Genomic DNA, 14,457 nt, shown 5'->3' on the forward strand with positions numbered 1-14,457 from the left:
GGAGGGGTGCGCTGAAGCGCACCCTACGGGGGGCAGCCTACGGGTTTTTGGGGCGTCGGTTCAGGATCAGGCCGAGCGTGATGCCGGTGCCGATGGCGATGGTCAGGTCGGCCACGACGGTCACCACCAGTGTCAGCAACAGCAGGGCCCTGTCCGTCAGCGGCGCACGGCGATAGGTCGGCCAATGCGACGGTTCGCTCATATTCCACGCAGTCAGCAGGAGCAGACCCGCAAGGGCGGGCATGGCCAGATAGCCTGCCAGCGGGGCGGCGATCAGCATCACGATCAGAATGGTCAGCGCGTGAATGATCCCCGCGACCGGGGTCTTGCCGCCTGCCCGGACATTCGTCGCGGTACGGGCAATCGCACCGGTTGCAGGCAGCCCGCCGAACAGGGCCGAGCCGAGATTGGCGGCACCTTGCGCGATCAGTTCGGCATTTGAGCGGTGACGGCTGGCGATCATCCGGTCCGCCACCATCGCTGAAAGCAGCGACTCGATCCCTGCAAGGAAGGCGATAATCACGGCGGAAGGGAGCAGGCTCAGCAGCCTGTCTGCCTCCAGCGAGGGCATGGCAGGCAGCGGAAGCCCGCGCGGCAAGGCACCGAAGCGCGAGCCTATGGTCTCGACCGGCAGCCCCGCAAAGGCAACGATGGCGGAGGTGATGGCGACGGCGACGATCAACCCCGGCAGATTTGGCGCGGCGCGGCGGAAGGTCACGATCAGCAGCATCGTCCCCAGGCCGATCAGCAGCGACCACGGGTTGAAACTGCCGCGCGCGTCCCAGATCGCGTCAAGTTTGGCGAAGAACGCCGCAGGCGCATCCTGCAAGGTCAGCCCCAGCAGATCGGCGAGCTGGCTGGTGGCGATGATGACCGCAATCCCGATGGTGAAACCGTTCACGACCGGCTCTGGCACATGGCGGATCAGCCGACCGGCACGCAGGATTCCCGCGATCAGCAGGATAATCCCGGCCATGAATGTGGCGATCACCAGCCCGTCGAAGCCGTGTTCGTCGATCACCCCGTAAACCACGACGATAAACGCCCCGGTCGGCCCGCCGATCTGGACCCGGCTGCCGCCAAGCACGGAGATCAGGAAACCCGCGACAATCGCCGTGACCAGCCCTGTCGCAGGGTCCGCGCCGGAGGCGATGGCGATGGCGAGGCTCAGCGGGATGGCGACCATCGCGACCGTGATCCCGGCAAAAAGATCGGCCAAGAAAAGCTGGCGCGAATAGCTTTGCTGCGTGGTCAGGATCTTCGGTTTCATCGCCCGCAGGGTAATGCGCCGGACATTATCAATCCAGCCGGAATTCCGTTCATAACGTCCTATTTTCAGTCAGTTACGAGACATTCACGAAAAGGGACAAACCATCACAGCTCGTCCCGCCAGCGATTGACCAGCGGATAGCGGCGGTCGAGCCAGAAGGCCTTGGTCGAAATCCGCGGCCCCGGTGCGGCCTGATAGCGTTTCCATTCGCTCATATAAAGCAGCCGCTCGACCTTCTTCACGGTTTCCGCATCGAAACCGCGCGCGACGAGTTCCTTCAGCGACAGATCCTCCTCGACCAGACCGAACAGGATTTCGTCCAGCACGTCATAGGGCGGCAGCGAGTCGCTGTCTTTCTGATCGGGACGCAGTTCCGCGCTTGGCGGCTTGGTGATGATCTGCGGCGGAACAACCTCGCCCTTCTGGCCCATCATCCAGCCACGGTGGTTTGCATTGCGCCAGCGGCAGGTCTCGAACACGCGGGTTTTGTAGAGATCCTTGATCGGGTTATAGCCGCCCGCCATGTCGCCGTAGATGGTGGCATAGCCCACGGCGACCTCGGATTTATTGCCTGTGGTCAGCAGCATCTCGCCGAACTTGTTGGAGATCGCCATCAGCATGACGCCGCGCAGGCGGGACTGGATGTTTTCCTCGGTCACGTCGGGCTTCGTGCCCTCCATCAGATGCGCCAGAGCGCCCGAGACCGCATCGCGCGCGCCGTCGATCTTTACCGTATCCAGCCGGACGCCAAGCCGGGTCGCGCAGTCGGCGGCGTCGTCGAGGCTGGCTTGCGAGGTGTATTCGGACGGCAGCATCACGCAGCGGACATTGTCAGGCCCGACCGCGTCTGCCGCAATCGTCGCGACAAGCGCCGAATCGATGCCGCCCGACATGCCCAGCAGCACCTTGCGGAAGCCGTTCTTGCGGACATAGTCGCGCAGGCCGGTCAGCATGGCGCGATAATCCTGCTCCCACTCATCGGGCTGGTCGTCCATCCGCCCCGACTTGCAGCGCCAGCCCTGATCGGTGCGGGTGAAGTCGATATGCTCGATCACCTCGTCGAAAGGCGGAAATTGCACCACCTTCTCCGCCCCGCCATCCGGGCCGGGGTTCAGCACGAAACTGGCCCCGTCATAGATCTGGTCATCCTGCCCGCCGACCGAGTTCAGATAGACCAGAGGCAGCCGGTTTTCGACCACGCGGGCGACCATATGCCCCATGCGCAGGTCCAGCTTGTTGCGGTGATAGGGGGAGCCGTTCGGGACGACGAGGATCTCCGCCCCCGATTCTTCCAGCGTCTCGGCCACTTCCGGCCACCAGCTATCCTCGCAGATGGGCGAGCCGAAGCGGACGCCGCCGACAACATAAGGACCGGAAACCGGGCCGGAATCGAACAGGCGCATTTCGTCGAAAAGCTGCTTATGCGGCAGGTCATGTTTCAGGATACGGGCGACGATCTTGCCACCCTCGCAGATGAAATAGGCGTTGTAGAGCTTGCCGTCGGAGCGCCACGGCGTCCCGATGCCAAGGGCGGGTCCGTCGGCGCATTCCCGCGCCAGTGCCTCCACCTGCTGAACGGCGTGATCGGTGAACCCCGCTTTCAGCACCAGATCCTGCGTCTGATAGCCGGTGATAAACATCTCCGGCAGATAGACGATGGCGGCGCCGGCATCGCGCCCCTTTTCCCAGGCGGAGCGGGCTTTCGCGGCGTTGCCCTCCAGATCGCCGAGCGTCGGGTTGAGCTGGGCGAGCGTGATGCGGATGCTGTCGGTCATGGTCGGTCCCTCGATGTCCTTGCGCCAGCCATAGCGCAGGCGGCGGCGAAGGTGAACGGCAGGCTTTGCGCTGCGCTGCGCCATAGGCTAAACGGGAGCCAAAGAACGGAGACGGGCATGAAGGCAGCTCTCGCGGCAGCAATCCTGACACTCGCGGCACCGGCGGCGGCGTTGGCGCAGCAGAATATCGTGACCAAGCAATATGACGATGGCGGCGTCTATGAAGGCACGTTTCGCGGCGGGCTTCAGCACGGGCGCGGCAGCTACACCCTGCCCTCCGGCTATCAGTATGAGGGCGACTGGGTCGAGGGCGAGATCCTCGGTCAGGGGCGGGCGCGGTTCCCCAATGGTTCGGTCTATGAGGGCAGCTTCGTCGCCGGAAAACCGCATGGCACCGGCAAGATCACCTATGCCGATGGCGGCACCTATGAGGGGGACTGGCAGGACGGCCAGATCACCGGCGAAGGCGTGGCCGAATATGCCAATGGCGCGCGTTACGAGGGCGGGTTCCTCAATGCCATGCATAACGGCAAGGGGGTGCTGACCCAGCCCAACGGTTACCGCTATGACGGCGACTGGGTCGAAGGCGTGAAGGAAGGCATGGGCAGGATCACCTATCCCGATGGTGCCGTCTATGAAGGCCAGATGCTCGCCGGGCAGCGCGCCGGGCGGGGACGGCTGACGATGCCGGACGGGCTGGTCTATGACGGCGTGTGGGAGGCAGGTCAGATGTCCGGGCGCGGCCAGCTGGTTCAGCAATCCGGCGACCGCTACGAGGGCGAGATGAGCGGCGGCAAGCGCGAAGGTCAGGGCATTGCCACCTACGCGAACGGCGATGTCTATGACGGCCAGTTCCGCGACGACAAGCGCGACGGCGTCGGGACATTCACGGGTACGGATGGATATGTCTATACCGGCCAGTGGACGGACGGGCAGATGCAGGGTGAGGGAAAGATCACCTATCCCGACGGCTCCGTCTATCAGGGGCAGATGGCGGCGGATCAGCCCAATGGGCGCGGCCGGATCACCTATCCCGACGGCGCGACCTATGAGGGCGATTGGGTGAATGGCGTGATCGAGGGTCAGGGCCGCGCCGAATACGCCAATGGCATGATCTACGAGGGCAGTTTCCGCGGCGCGAAGATCGAGGGTCAGGGGCGGATGACCTATCCCGACGGCTATGTCTATAACGGCGAGTGGAAAGCCGGTCAGCGCGACGGTCGCGGTCAGGCCACCTATCCCGACGGCACCGTCTATACCGGCGAATTCGCGGGCGGTCTGCGGCAGGGTCAGGGCAAGCTGACGACGCCGGACGGGTTCATCTACGAAGGCGGCTGGCAGAATGGCGAGATCCACGGCGAAGGCGTCGCGACCTATGCCACCGGCGACAGCTATGTCGGGCAATTCGCGGAAGGCAAGCGGCAGGGTGAGGGCGTGATGCGCTATGCGACCGGCCAGATCGCCTCGGGCGAGTGGGACCAGAACCGGCTGAGCGCCGCGCGTCCGGTCGCCACCGAAGGCCCTGCCCCGCCTGCGCAACCCGGCGAGCGTCAGGATGATGCGGGCGCGCCTGCGTCCGACGGCGCGGCAGAGGACGCCGCAGCTGCACCTGACGCGCCGGTGAACGAGAACGCAACCCCGTCGCTTCCCGGCGACACTGATGCGCCAGAGCCAGCGCAGGCACCGGCGCAGGACGTTTCAGCGCAAGACGATGACGCCTCGAACCCGTCGGGCGGCGTCGCGACCTCTGTCCCGGAACTTCCGTCCGGCCTCGGTGAAGGAGAAGAAGAATGATCGTGATCGTCTGCGCCGCAATCGGTTTCTGGCTTGGCTGGACGCGGGCGGGCCGTGCCGGGGGGAACCGCAAGGATCGCTGGCAATGGGCCTTCGCGCATCTGATGATCCTGACCCTGGTCGGGCTGTTCGCCACGATCTTCATCGACCGCATGATCTGATGTTCCGCCCCTTCCTCGACAGCCTGCGCCGTCATGGCGTACCGGTCAGCCTGCGGGAATATCTCGATCTGCTGGGCGGGCTGTCGGCAGGGGTGACGGGTGCCAGCCCGGATGAGTTCTATCATTTCGCGCGGCTCTGTCTGGTCAAGGACGAACGCCATATCGACCGTTTCGACCGCGCTTTCGCCGAAAGCTTCGCGGGCGTCGAACAGATCCCGGTCGAAGCACTGGTCGAGACCGCCGAACTGCCGCGCGAATGGCTGGAGAAAATGGCCGAAAAACTGCTGACGGAGGCCGAGAAGTCCGAGGTTGAGGCATCGGGCAGTTTCGAAAAGCTGATGGAAAAGCTGCGCGAGCGGCTGGCGGAGCAGCAGGGGCGGCATCAGGGCGGCAATAAATGGATCGGCACGGCGGGCACCTCGCCTTTCGGGGCATACGGCTACAACCCGGAGGGCGTGCGGATCGGCCAGCATGAAAGCCGCCATCGCCGCGCCGTGAAGGTCTGGGACAAGCGCGAGTTTCGGGATTTCGACGACAGCGTCGAACTCGGCACCCGCAATATCAAGGTGGCGCTGAAGCGGCTGCGGCAATGGGCGCGACACGGCGCGGCGGAGGAGCTGGACCTGCCCGCCACGATCCGCGCCACGGCGGATCACGGCTATATCGACGTGCAGACGAGGCCCGAACGCCGCAATGCGGTCAAGGTGTTGCTGTTTCTGGATGTCGGCGGCTCGATGGACGATCATATCCGGGTGGTGGACGAGCTGTTCTCGGCCGCGCGGGCCGAGTTCAAGCATATGGAGCATTTCTTCTTCCATAACTGCCTTTATGAGGCGGTCTGGAAGGATTCGCGCCGCCGCTGGACGGAAACCACACCGACTTGGGACATCCTGCATCGCTACGGGCGCGACTATAAATGCATCTTCGTCGGGGATGCCTCTATGTCGCCCTATGAGATCGCCGTGGCGGGCGGCGCCAATGAGCACTGGAACCCGGAGCCGGGCGAGTTGTGGTTGCGCCGCGCGGCGGAGACATGGCCGGATCACGTCTGGCTGAACCCGGTGCCCGAGAAGCACTGGCGCTACACGCAGTCGATCCGCATGATCGGCGATATTTTCGAGAACCGGATGATGCCGCTGACGCTGGACGGGCTGACGCAGGCCATGCGGGTTCTGGGGTAAACAAGGGAAACGCCGATGTTCGGTCCGACGGCAAATCTGATCTTCGCCGTTCTGCTGACCGCTGTGACCGGGCTGTGGCTGTCGCGGCGGCTCAGCAAACGTGACTGGCCGCTCGGCGCGGCGTTTCTGCTGGCCGTGGCGCTGTCGGGGTTTTTCGGCTTCCGGCTGGTCGACCGGGCGCTTTACTGGGCCGATCCTGACCATCTGCATCAGGAGCCTGCCCCGTGGATGACGGTCGGCTATCTGGCGCGGTCGTGGAAAATGCCCCCGCAAGAGCTTGGCCGCACGCTTGACCTCGAACCCGAGGATATTCGCGGCAACCGGCTGTCAGATATTGCCGAGGAGACCGGCATTCCGGTGGCGGAGCTGATTGACAGGCTGAACCAGCGGCTCGCGCAGGAGACGCTGCGTGACGGGCGCGACAGGGGAGCGACCGGCCAGCAATGACCGACACGATCCTCGCCCTTCTGCCAGATTGGGGCCCGTGGCTTATCGCGCTGACCACGCTTGCGGCCTGCCTGCTGCTGCCCGCCCCGGCCTCGCTGCTGCTGATCGCTGCGGGGGCGTTTGTCGCCTCGGGCGATCTCGGGCTTACACCGGTCGCAGTCGCAGCATTCGGCGGGTTCTTCATCGGCGATCAGATCGCCTTCTTCGCCGGTCGCGGGGCTGAGGGCTGGCTCGCGCGCAGGCAGGGGCGCAGCGCGAGGCTGGTGGACCGCTCAAGGCGGTTTCTGCACCAGCGCGGCAGCCTTGCCGTGTTCCTGTCACGCTGGCTGTTCTCCCCCTTGGGCCCGTGGGTCACGGTGGCGGCAGGCGCTGCCGGGTATTCGCATCTGGCGTTTACGCTGGCCAGTTCGACGGGTGCCGTCATCTGGATTTGCATTTACCTGGGACTGGGGGTGGCGTTTGGCAGCAATATCTCGGCCGCGACGGATCTGGCCGGGTCGGCGCTTGGACTGATCGCGGCGCTTGTCGTGGCGTTGCTGCTCGGCGCGGCGCTGTTCCGGCGGCTGCGTGAGCGGCGCGAGGGACGCGACCGGGTGACGCAAAAAGCCCCGCAGGACTGAGCGCTTGACCGCAACCCCGGCAGAACCCACATCTGAACCATGCTGAAATTCCTGCCACTCCTGCTGATCGTCGCCTATACCGCCTCGCTGTGGTTCTTCTCCGCATGGCGGCTGAAACGGGAGTTGAACGAGCGTTCGACGCCGCTAAGCCATTCGCAACTGAACCCGCTACTCGACCGGCTGGGCGCGGCGATGGATCTGCCGCGGATCAGGGCGCAGATCTATGAAATCCCGACCATCAACGGGCTTGCCGCACCGGATGGGCGGGTCTTCGTCACGCGCGGCTTCATCGACAAGATGGAGTTGGGAGAGGTGACGCCCGAAGAAATCTCCTCCGTCGTGGCGCATGAGCTGGGCCATGTCGCGCATGGCCACGCCCGCCGCCGGATGATCGATTTCGCCGGTCAGAACGTGTTGCGCACGGTGCTGATCGGCGTGGTCGGGCGGTTCGTTCCGTTTATCGGGCCGTGGCTGGTCAATCTCGCCAGCATGGCGATTGCGGCGCGGCTGTCGCAGAAGGACGAATATGAGGCCGACCGCTTCGCTACAGCACTGCTGGTGAAAGCCGGTATCGGCGCGGCACCCCAGATCAGCCTGTTCCGCAAGCTGGAGAGATTCAGCGGCCCGCGTGGCGGCACGCCTGCATGGCTGATGTCGCACCCGCATCCCGACCGCCGGATTGCCGCGATCGAGGAAAACCGCCGGAAATGGGAAAAGCTTGCTGATTAAGCCCTAGCTGACCATGACCCCGTCGGCATCGTCACCGCTTTCGTCGACGAGCGCCTGATAATCGGGCAGGATCACGCCCCGCTTGCCCTCAAGCTCGATAAGACCGTCACGCTTTAGCGCCGACATCTGCCGGCTGACGGTTTCCAGCGTCAGGCCCAGATAGTCGGCCATCGCCTCCCGCGTCAGCGGCAGCACCATGCGGCGGGTTCCGGTCGGACGCTCGCGCACCAACGCCGCCTCGCGCCGCGCGATGACGGCAAGGAAGGATGCGATCTTTTCGCGGGCCGATTTCCGGCCCAGCAGCAGAAGCCATTCGCGGGCAGCGTCAAGCTCGTCCAGCGTCATCTCCAGCAGCCGCGCCGGGATGCGGGGGTTGGCGGACATCATCGCCTCGAACGGTTTGCGGCGGAAACAGCACAGCTTCACATCGCTGACCGCCGTGACGGTATAAAGCGCATTCTCCCGCCCCGGCCGCCCCAGAAAATCGCTGGGCAGCAGCAGCCCGACCATCTGCGTCCGGCCATCTTCCATCGTCTGGGTCAGGCTGGCGACGCCGCTGATCATGGAGGCCACGAAATCCATACGGTCTCCGGCCCAGACAATCACCTGACCGGCGCTGTAGGTGCTGTAATATTTCGTTTCCTCAAGACGTGCGAGATCGTCCGCTTCGCATTGCGCACAAACGGCGCGATAGCGGATCGGGCATTCCTCACATCTCTGTGTACCGTGCTGGGCCTGAGGCAGGTCAGGCTTGGCCTTGATTTGCATCAATGAAGTTTCCTGTTCGCCGCCTAAAACTACCTTTATGACGCAGGACTCACAACTCTCGCGCCTGGGACTGTTTGACGCACGTGTCCCGCGCTATACCTCTTACCCGCCCGCGACGCAGTTCCGGGGCGGGGTTGGACCGCTGGACGTGGAAGAATGGCAGGCGACAATTCCGGCAAATGCCCGGATTTCCCTGTATATGCACGTTCCTTTCTGCCGCCGGCTGTGCTGGTTCTGCGCCTGCAGAACGCAGGGCACGCAGACGGACGCCCCAGTCAGAGCTTATGCAGAAATCCTGCTGGCAGAGCTGGAGATGCTAAAATCGCGTCTCGCCCCCGGCGTGATGTTGTCAAGATTGCATTGGGGCGGCGGCACGCCCACGCTTATGCCACCGGACATGATTCGCCGAATCGCGAGTGCCGTACTCGACGGGTTTCCGCTGGCAGAAGGCGCGGAATTCTCGGTCGAGATCGACCCGAACGAAATCGACGATGCACGAATGGATGCACTGGCCGAGGCCGGGCTGACGCGCGCCAGCATCGGCGTGCAGGATTTCGACCCGCAGATCCAGAAAACCATCGGGCGCGAACAAAGCTACGAGATGACCGCCAGAACGGTTCAGATGATCCGCGATCGCGGCATCGAAAGCGTGAATGCCGATATCCTCTATGGCCTGCCCTATCAGGACAGCATCCGCATGGCGGAATCGGTGCAGAAACTGCTGTCGCTGTCGCCCGACCGGGTGGCGCTTTATGGCTATGCCCATGTGCCGTGGATGGCAAAGCGTCAGGTGATGATCCCGGAGGAGGCCCTGCCCCGACCGGAGGCGCGGCTGGCGCTGTTCAACACGGCCCGCGAATTATTCGTCGCAGATGGCTATGCCGAAATCGGAATCGACCATTTCGCCCGCCCCGATGACGGGCTGGCCACGGCACAGCGAACGGGCCGGTTGCGGCGCAATTTTCAGGGCTACACCGACGATCAGGCGGATATCCTGATCGGGCTCGGCGCGTCCTCGATCTCGCGCTATCCGCAGGGTTTCGCGCAGAACGCCCCCGCAACCGGCGCGCATAGCAAGGCGATCCGCGAGGGTCGGTTGTCGATCACCCGGGGACATCGGTTCAGCGACGAAGATATCTGGCGGTCCCGGATGATCGAGGCGCTGATGTGCGATTTCCGCATCGACGCCCGGGAAATGCAGCAGCGTTTCCGGTTCACATCGGCGGAATTGTCGGCACTTTTCGCGCCGATCCAGTCGCATTTCGGGCAAATGGTCGAGATTGAGGAGGATGGCAGCCTTTCCATCCCGCTCGTCGCCCGCCCGCTGACCCGGATGATCGCCCGTATGCTGGACGCCTACGAGATGGCATCGACGGGACATTCCTCCGCCATCTGAAACAAGAAAGCCGCGACCGGATCAAACGGTGGCGGCTCATGATTTCAGCTTATGGGCAGACCGGCTTGTCAGCGCGGCGTCATTCCTGCACGGAAACCGGCTGACCTTCCGCAGCGCTGCCCGGTATCAGCGACGGATCGGCAGAGGCGACGGCGATCAGGTTACGCAGATCCTCGTCCTGCGACAGATCGGCGAAGGCATAACGCGCGGTCAGATTGGCGGGCGAAAGCTCCAGATTGCTGACCACCTGCGCGCCCGGGGCGGACGGCCCGTAAGTGCGCCCGTTGACGGAGAAGTAAACCGCGCCGGAATTGCCCGCACGCAGCACCGGCGGCGATTCCAGCTTGGGCAGGGCGAAGCGTTCCCCCGCATCCATCGTCTTTTCCAGAAGCACCGTTCCGTCGGCAGAGGTCACACGAACCCATGCCGGGCGCACGGCCAGAATTTCAAGCTCCGGCGCATCGGGTGCGACGGTACGGACCGCTGCTTCCTCCGGCGGCAATTGCGGGCCGTAATCGGTGGCGGCCGCAACCCGGCGCGGCTCCGCACCCGAAGCGGCAGGCTCGGCCGGCCCGGCATTCGCGGCTTCGACCTGACGGGCCACCTCTTCCAGCGAGGGCAATTCGGGGTCGATGGAGGCAATCGGCCCGTCGCGCGAGGCGAGCACCGGCACTTCCAGAACCTGCGGACGATACAGCCGGTCGATCCCGTCCGGCTGCGGCAGGTTGACGGTCAGATCGCCCATATCCTCAACCACGGGCTGCGTCGCCGCCTCCGCCGGGTCCAGGGTCGCTGTCACACCGGGCGGCTCATCGCCGGGGGTCAGACTGACCTTCTGCAACTCCTGCAGCACAGACCAGCCACCATAACCAAGCCCGCCGACAAGCGCGACCAGCACCAGAACAGAACCGATGGCGCGCGGTTCGACCGACGACCAGAAGGGTTCGGGCTGCGGAATGAACAGGGCACGCGGATTGGCCAGCGCCTCCACCGGATCGCCGGGGCGTCGCTGCGGCTTCCGGCCCGATGCCGCTGGTGCCATGCCGTGGGTGGGCTGGAAACCGGATTCGGCGCAGAACCGTTCGAACACCCATTCGGGGTCCATTTTCAGGTAACGCGCGTAAGACCTGACATAGCCGGAAATAAAGCTCTGCGCATCGAAGGCGGAAACGTCGCAATTTTCGATCGCGGCGACATAGCTTGCCCGGATCCGCAATTCCCGCTGCACGTCCAGAAGGGATTTCCCCAGCGTCGCACGTTCGCCGCGCATAACATCGCCAAGCTTGGTGTCGGGTTCGATGTTATGGCCCTGTTCTGATACACCAATTTCGTGCTCTGGCTTGTCCTGCACCGGCAGCCCTATCATCACGCCTGTCCTATACAAACTGCTCATGACGTGCCGCGCGAATCGCGGCTTCGCCCTACTTTGTTAAGATAACCGTATCACAGTGGCGAGAGGCGATCACCCCAATGGCGGATTTATGCCACCGCAGATGACCGATTCAGTTCACATTGTGACCAAAGTGCGTCCATTCCCCGGACAACTGAGTCAATTTGGTCGGGTGAATGGACCGGCGACGGCGTGAAACGCAGCCTTTCCGTACCGCGTGGCACGGTCGGGAAATTGATCGGCTGTACATAAACCCCGAAATCTCTCAACAGCATATCCGAGATCGACTTGCAGTGGACCGGATGGCCGACATGCACCGGCACGATATGGCTGCCGTGGTCGATGATCGGCATTCCAAGGCCCTTGAGGCGCATTTTCAGCATCTTCGCGTGAAGCTGCTGCTTGTCGCGCAGTTCCTGCCCCTCGGCGGTCTTCAGAAACGCAATCGAGGCCGCAGCACCCGCCGCAACAGCCGGCGGCAGCGAGGTGGTGAAGATAAAGCCCGGCGCGTAGGAGCGGATGGCGTCGACCATCTTTGCCGTCGCCGCGATATAGCCGCCCGCGACACCAAAGGCCTTGCCCAGCGTGCCGTTGAAGATGTCGATACGGTCGGTCAGCCCGTCCCGCTCGGCCACGCCGCCGCCACGGGGGCCGTACATGCCGACCGCGTGCACCTCGTCGAGATAGGTCAGCGCGCCGAATTCGTCGGCAACATCGCAGATTGCTTCAATCGGGCCGAAATCACCGTCCATCGAGTAGATCGATTCGAAGGCGATCAGCTTCGGCGCGGCAGAATCGTCCGCCTCGATCAGCTCCCGCAGATGGGCCACGTCATTATGCCGGAAGATGCGCTTGGCACCGCCATTGCGCTTGATCCCCTCGATCATCGAGGCGTGGTTGAGTTCGTCCGAATAGATGATCAGCCCGGGAAACAGCTTCGGCAGCGTCGACAGCGTCGCATCGTTGGCAATGTAGGCGGAGGTGAAGACAAGTGCCGCTTCCTTGCCATGCAGATCGGCAAGTTCGGCCTCCAGCCGTTTGTGATAAACCGTTGTGCCGGAGATATTGCGCGTCCCGCCAGAGCCAGCACCCGCAGCCTCAAGCGCCTCATGCATGGCGCTCAGCACAACCGGGTGCTGGCCCATGCCCAGATAGTCGTTGCCACACCAGACAGTTATATTCTGCTGGGTGCCATCGGGCCGGGTCCAGACCGCATTCGGAAAATCGCCCTTGCGACGTTCAATATCAATGAACGTGCGGTAACGGCCTTCGTCATGCAGCTTGCTGATGGCCTGGTCGAGAGCGGCTTCATAATCCATCGCGGGGTCCCTTGCCTTGCTTGCTGGGGGCGATCATGTCAAATCCCTAGAACGCCACATTGATAAGGGTCAAACCGCGAGATTGACAGGGCATTTTTACAGAATTTTCCTGACAAATCTTCGCCTTAAACCCTATAAAAACAGTCAGGATCACCATGACCACAACGAAGCTAGACGAAGTTCTCGATTATCTCGACGGCGGCCTTCCCGAAGCATTGTCGCGGTTGAAGGGCTTTCTGACCATCCCGTCAATCTCGACCGATCCGGCCCATAACGGCGATGTCCGCGCCGCCGCCGTCTGGCTGCGTGATGAGCTTTCGGGGCTGGGTTTCGAAACCGAAATCCGCGAAACCTCGGGGCATCCGATGGTGGTCGCAAAGACCCCGGAAAGCCCTGACAGATCACTGCTTTTCTATGGTCACTACGATGTCCAGCCGGCCGACCCACTGGAGCTGTGGACCACCCCGCCATTCGAGCCGGTCATCGAGGACACGCCGGAAGGTCAGGTGATCCGCGCGCGGGGCTCATCCGACGACAAGGGGCAGTTGATGACCTTCGTGGAAGCCTGCCGTGCGTGGAAGGCGGTTTACGGTCAACTCCCCCCCGGCCTGACGCTTCTGTTCGAGGGCGAGGAAGAGTCCGGCTCCCCCTCTCTGGTCCCGTTTCTGGAGGCGAACCGCGACGAGTTGTCGCAATCGCTGGCCCTGATCTGCGACACCGGGCTGTCATCCGACGGACGCCCCGCCATCGCAACCCAGCTTCGCGGGCTGGTTGGCGAGGAAGTCATCATTCGCGGCGCGGATCGCGACCTACATTCCGGCATGTTCGGCGGGCTGGCCGCGAACCCGATCCAGATCCTGTGCAACGCGCTCACAGCACTCAAGGATGAGAACGGACGGGTCACCCTGCCCGGCTTCTATGACGGGGTCGAAGAACTGTCGGACGATCTGCGCCGGGACTGGCAGGCGCTGAACTTCGATGCCGAGGAATTCCTGTCCCGCGTCGGCCTGAAACATCCGATAGGCGAGAAAGGCCGGATGCCGCTGGAAATGGTCTGGAACCAGCCCACGGCTGAAATCAACGGGATCACCGGCGGCTATACCGGCGACGGCTTCAAGACCGTCCTGCCAGCCGAGGCGCGGGCAAAGGTCAGCTTCCGGCTGAGTGGCAACCAGAACCCGGCCAAGATCCGCGCCGCATTCCGCGCACATATCCGCGCCCATCTGCCTGCGGATTGCACGGTGGAGTTTCATGAACACGGCGAAAGTCCCGCCTCGGTCATGGACACCTCCGACCCGGCATTCGAAACCGCGAAACAGGCACTCAGCGAGGAATGGGGGCGGGATGCCGTCTTTATCGGCATGGGCGGCTCGATCCCGATTGCGGGGGACTTCAAGCGCATTCTCGGCATGGACGCGATGCTGATCGGCTTTGGCCGTGACGACGACCGCATTCATTCCCCGAACGAGAAATACAATGTCGAAAGCTTCGCCAAGGGCGCGCGAAGCTGGGCGCGGATTCTGCACCGGCTGCGCTGAGCGCGGTCCCGGACGACGACAATCCGGCCCATAATCGCGCATATCTCCGCCGCACGGGCTGCGGCGGGG

13 protein-coding genes are annotated in these 14,457 nt (G+C 63.6%); 8 read left to right on the forward strand and 5 right to left on the reverse strand.

All coding sequences use genetic code 11. The features are described from left to right. Positions 1–37 precede the first annotated feature (37 nt). Both PAF12_RS07615 and PAF12_RS07620 read right to left on the reverse strand, forming a co-directional pair. Positions 38–1,270: a SulP family inorganic anion transporter gene (locus PAF12_RS07615; RefSeq protein ID WP_271109563.1), complete on the reverse strand. Its 1,233-nt coding sequence runs from the start codon at positions 1,268–1,270 to the stop codon at positions 38–40. Between the two features lie 104 nt (positions 1,271–1,374). Then, positions 1,375–3,045: an NAD+ synthase gene (locus PAF12_RS07620; RefSeq protein WP_271109671.1), complete on the reverse strand. Its 1,671-nt coding sequence runs from the start codon at positions 3,043–3,045 to the stop codon at positions 1,375–1,377. Between the two features lie 117 nt (positions 3,046–3,162). Between PAF12_RS07620 and PAF12_RS07625 the strand changes: the two genes are divergently transcribed. The 6 genes from PAF12_RS07625 to PAF12_RS07650 are packed head-to-tail and all read left to right on the forward strand — an operon-like array spanning position 3,163 to position 7,977. After that, the gene (locus tag PAF12_RS07625; protein WP_271109564.1) at positions 3,163–4,839 is read left to right on the forward strand and encodes a 2-isopropylmalate synthase; all 1,677 of its coding nucleotides are present in this window, start codon (positions 3,163–3,165) and stop codon (positions 4,837–4,839) included. Continuing rightward, positions 4,836–5,000, forward strand: coding sequence for a hypothetical protein (locus tag PAF12_RS07630; protein ID WP_271109565.1), 165 nt, complete (start codon positions 4,836–4,838; stop codon positions 4,998–5,000). Before PAF12_RS07625 ends, PAF12_RS07630 begins: the two co-directional genes overlap by 4 nt. Continuing rightward, positions 5,000–6,181, forward strand: a complete 1,182-nt coding sequence (locus PAF12_RS07635; protein WP_271109566.1) for a VWA domain-containing protein — start codon at positions 5,000–5,002, stop codon at positions 6,179–6,181. Before PAF12_RS07630 ends, PAF12_RS07635 begins: the two co-directional genes overlap by 1 nt. A gap of 15 nt (positions 6,182–6,196) precedes the next feature. Next, positions 6,197–6,628, forward strand: a complete 432-nt coding sequence (locus PAF12_RS07640; RefSeq protein ID WP_271109567.1) for a hypothetical protein — start codon at positions 6,197–6,199, stop codon at positions 6,626–6,628. Then, positions 6,625–7,248, forward strand: a complete 624-nt coding sequence (locus PAF12_RS07645) for a DedA family protein (RefSeq protein ID WP_271109568.1) — start codon at positions 6,625–6,627, stop codon at positions 7,246–7,248. Before PAF12_RS07640 ends, PAF12_RS07645 begins: the two co-directional genes overlap by 4 nt. Positions 7,249–7,287: 39 nt before the next feature. Then, positions 7,288–7,977: a M48 family metallopeptidase gene (locus tag PAF12_RS07650; protein ID WP_271109569.1), complete on the forward strand. Its 690-nt coding sequence runs from the start codon at positions 7,288–7,290 to the stop codon at positions 7,975–7,977. 3 nt (positions 7,978–7,980) lie between these two features. On the opposite strand, the gene fnrL is transcribed toward PAF12_RS07650, so the two are convergent. Next, positions 7,981–8,745, reverse strand: a complete 765-nt coding sequence (gene fnrL, locus PAF12_RS07655; protein WP_271109570.1) for a transcriptional regulator FnrL — start codon at positions 8,743–8,745, stop codon at positions 7,981–7,983. A 37-nt stretch (positions 8,746–8,782) separates the two neighbouring features. On the opposite strand from fnrL, the gene hemN reads away from it, so the two are divergent. Then, a complete protein-coding gene (gene hemN, locus PAF12_RS07660) occupies positions 8,783–10,141 on the forward strand; it encodes an oxygen-independent coproporphyrinogen III oxidase (protein ID WP_271109571.1) in 1,359 nt (452 codons plus the stop codon). A 79-nt stretch (positions 10,142–10,220) separates the two neighbouring features. On the opposite strand, the gene PAF12_RS07665 is transcribed toward hemN, so the two are convergent. Both PAF12_RS07665 and hemA read right to left on the reverse strand, forming a co-directional pair. Then, entirely contained in the window at positions 10,221–11,507 is a 1,287-nt protein-coding gene (locus PAF12_RS07665) for a helix-turn-helix domain-containing protein (protein WP_271109572.1), read from the reverse strand. Positions 11,508–11,620: 113 nt separating this feature from the next. Next, positions 11,621–12,850: a 5-aminolevulinate synthase gene (hemA, locus tag PAF12_RS07670; RefSeq protein WP_271109573.1), complete on the reverse strand. Its 1,230-nt coding sequence runs from the start codon at positions 12,848–12,850 to the stop codon at positions 11,621–11,623. 155 nt (positions 12,851–13,005) lie between these two features. On the opposite strand from hemA, the gene PAF12_RS07675 reads away from it, so the two are divergent. Further along, entirely contained in the window at positions 13,006–14,388 is a 1,383-nt protein-coding gene (locus PAF12_RS07675) for a dipeptidase (RefSeq protein WP_271109574.1), read from the forward strand. Positions 14,389–14,457 lie beyond the last annotated feature (69 nt).

The sequence above is a fragment of the Paracoccus sp. SCSIO 75233 genome (assembly GCF_027912675.1).
In the GTDB taxonomy this organism is placed as follows: Bacteria; Pseudomonadota; Alphaproteobacteria; order Rhodobacterales; family Rhodobacteraceae; genus Paracoccus.

Coding starts and splice junctions, on each gene's coding strand:
- PAF12_RS07615 (WP_271109563.1), bottom strand. CDS start 1,270: ATGAAACCGAAGATCCTGACCACGCAGCAAAGCTATTCGCGCCAGCTT.
- PAF12_RS07620 (WP_271109671.1), bottom strand. CDS start 3,045: ATGACCGACAGCATCCGCATCACGCTCGCCCAGCTCAACCCGACGCTC.
- PAF12_RS07625 (WP_271109564.1), top strand. CDS start 3,163: ATGAAGGCAGCTCTCGCGGCAGCAATCCTGACACTCGCGGCACCGGCG.
- PAF12_RS07630 (WP_271109565.1), top strand. CDS start 4,836: ATGATCGTGATCGTCTGCGCCGCAATCGGTTTCTGGCTTGGCTGGACG.
- PAF12_RS07635 (WP_271109566.1), top strand. CDS start 5,000: ATGTTCCGCCCCTTCCTCGACAGCCTGCGCCGTCATGGCGTACCGGTC.
- PAF12_RS07640 (WP_271109567.1), top strand. CDS start 6,197: ATGTTCGGTCCGACGGCAAATCTGATCTTCGCCGTTCTGCTGACCGCT.
- PAF12_RS07645 (WP_271109568.1), top strand. CDS start 6,625: ATGACCGACACGATCCTCGCCCTTCTGCCAGATTGGGGCCCGTGGCTT.
- PAF12_RS07650 (WP_271109569.1), top strand. CDS start 7,288: ATGCTGAAATTCCTGCCACTCCTGCTGATCGTCGCCTATACCGCCTCG.
- fnrL (WP_271109570.1), bottom strand. CDS start 8,745: ATGCAAATCAAGGCCAAGCCTGACCTGCCTCAGGCCCAGCACGGTACA.
- hemN (WP_271109571.1), top strand. CDS start 8,783: ATGACGCAGGACTCACAACTCTCGCGCCTGGGACTGTTTGACGCACGT.
- PAF12_RS07665 (WP_271109572.1), bottom strand. CDS start 11,507: ATGATAGGGCTGCCGGTGCAGGACAAGCCAGAGCACGAAATTGGTGTA.
- hemA (WP_271109573.1), bottom strand. CDS start 12,850: ATGGATTATGAAGCCGCTCTCGACCAGGCCATCAGCAAGCTGCATGAC.
- PAF12_RS07675 (WP_271109574.1), top strand. CDS start 13,006: ATGACCACAACGAAGCTAGACGAAGTTCTCGATTATCTCGACGGCGGC.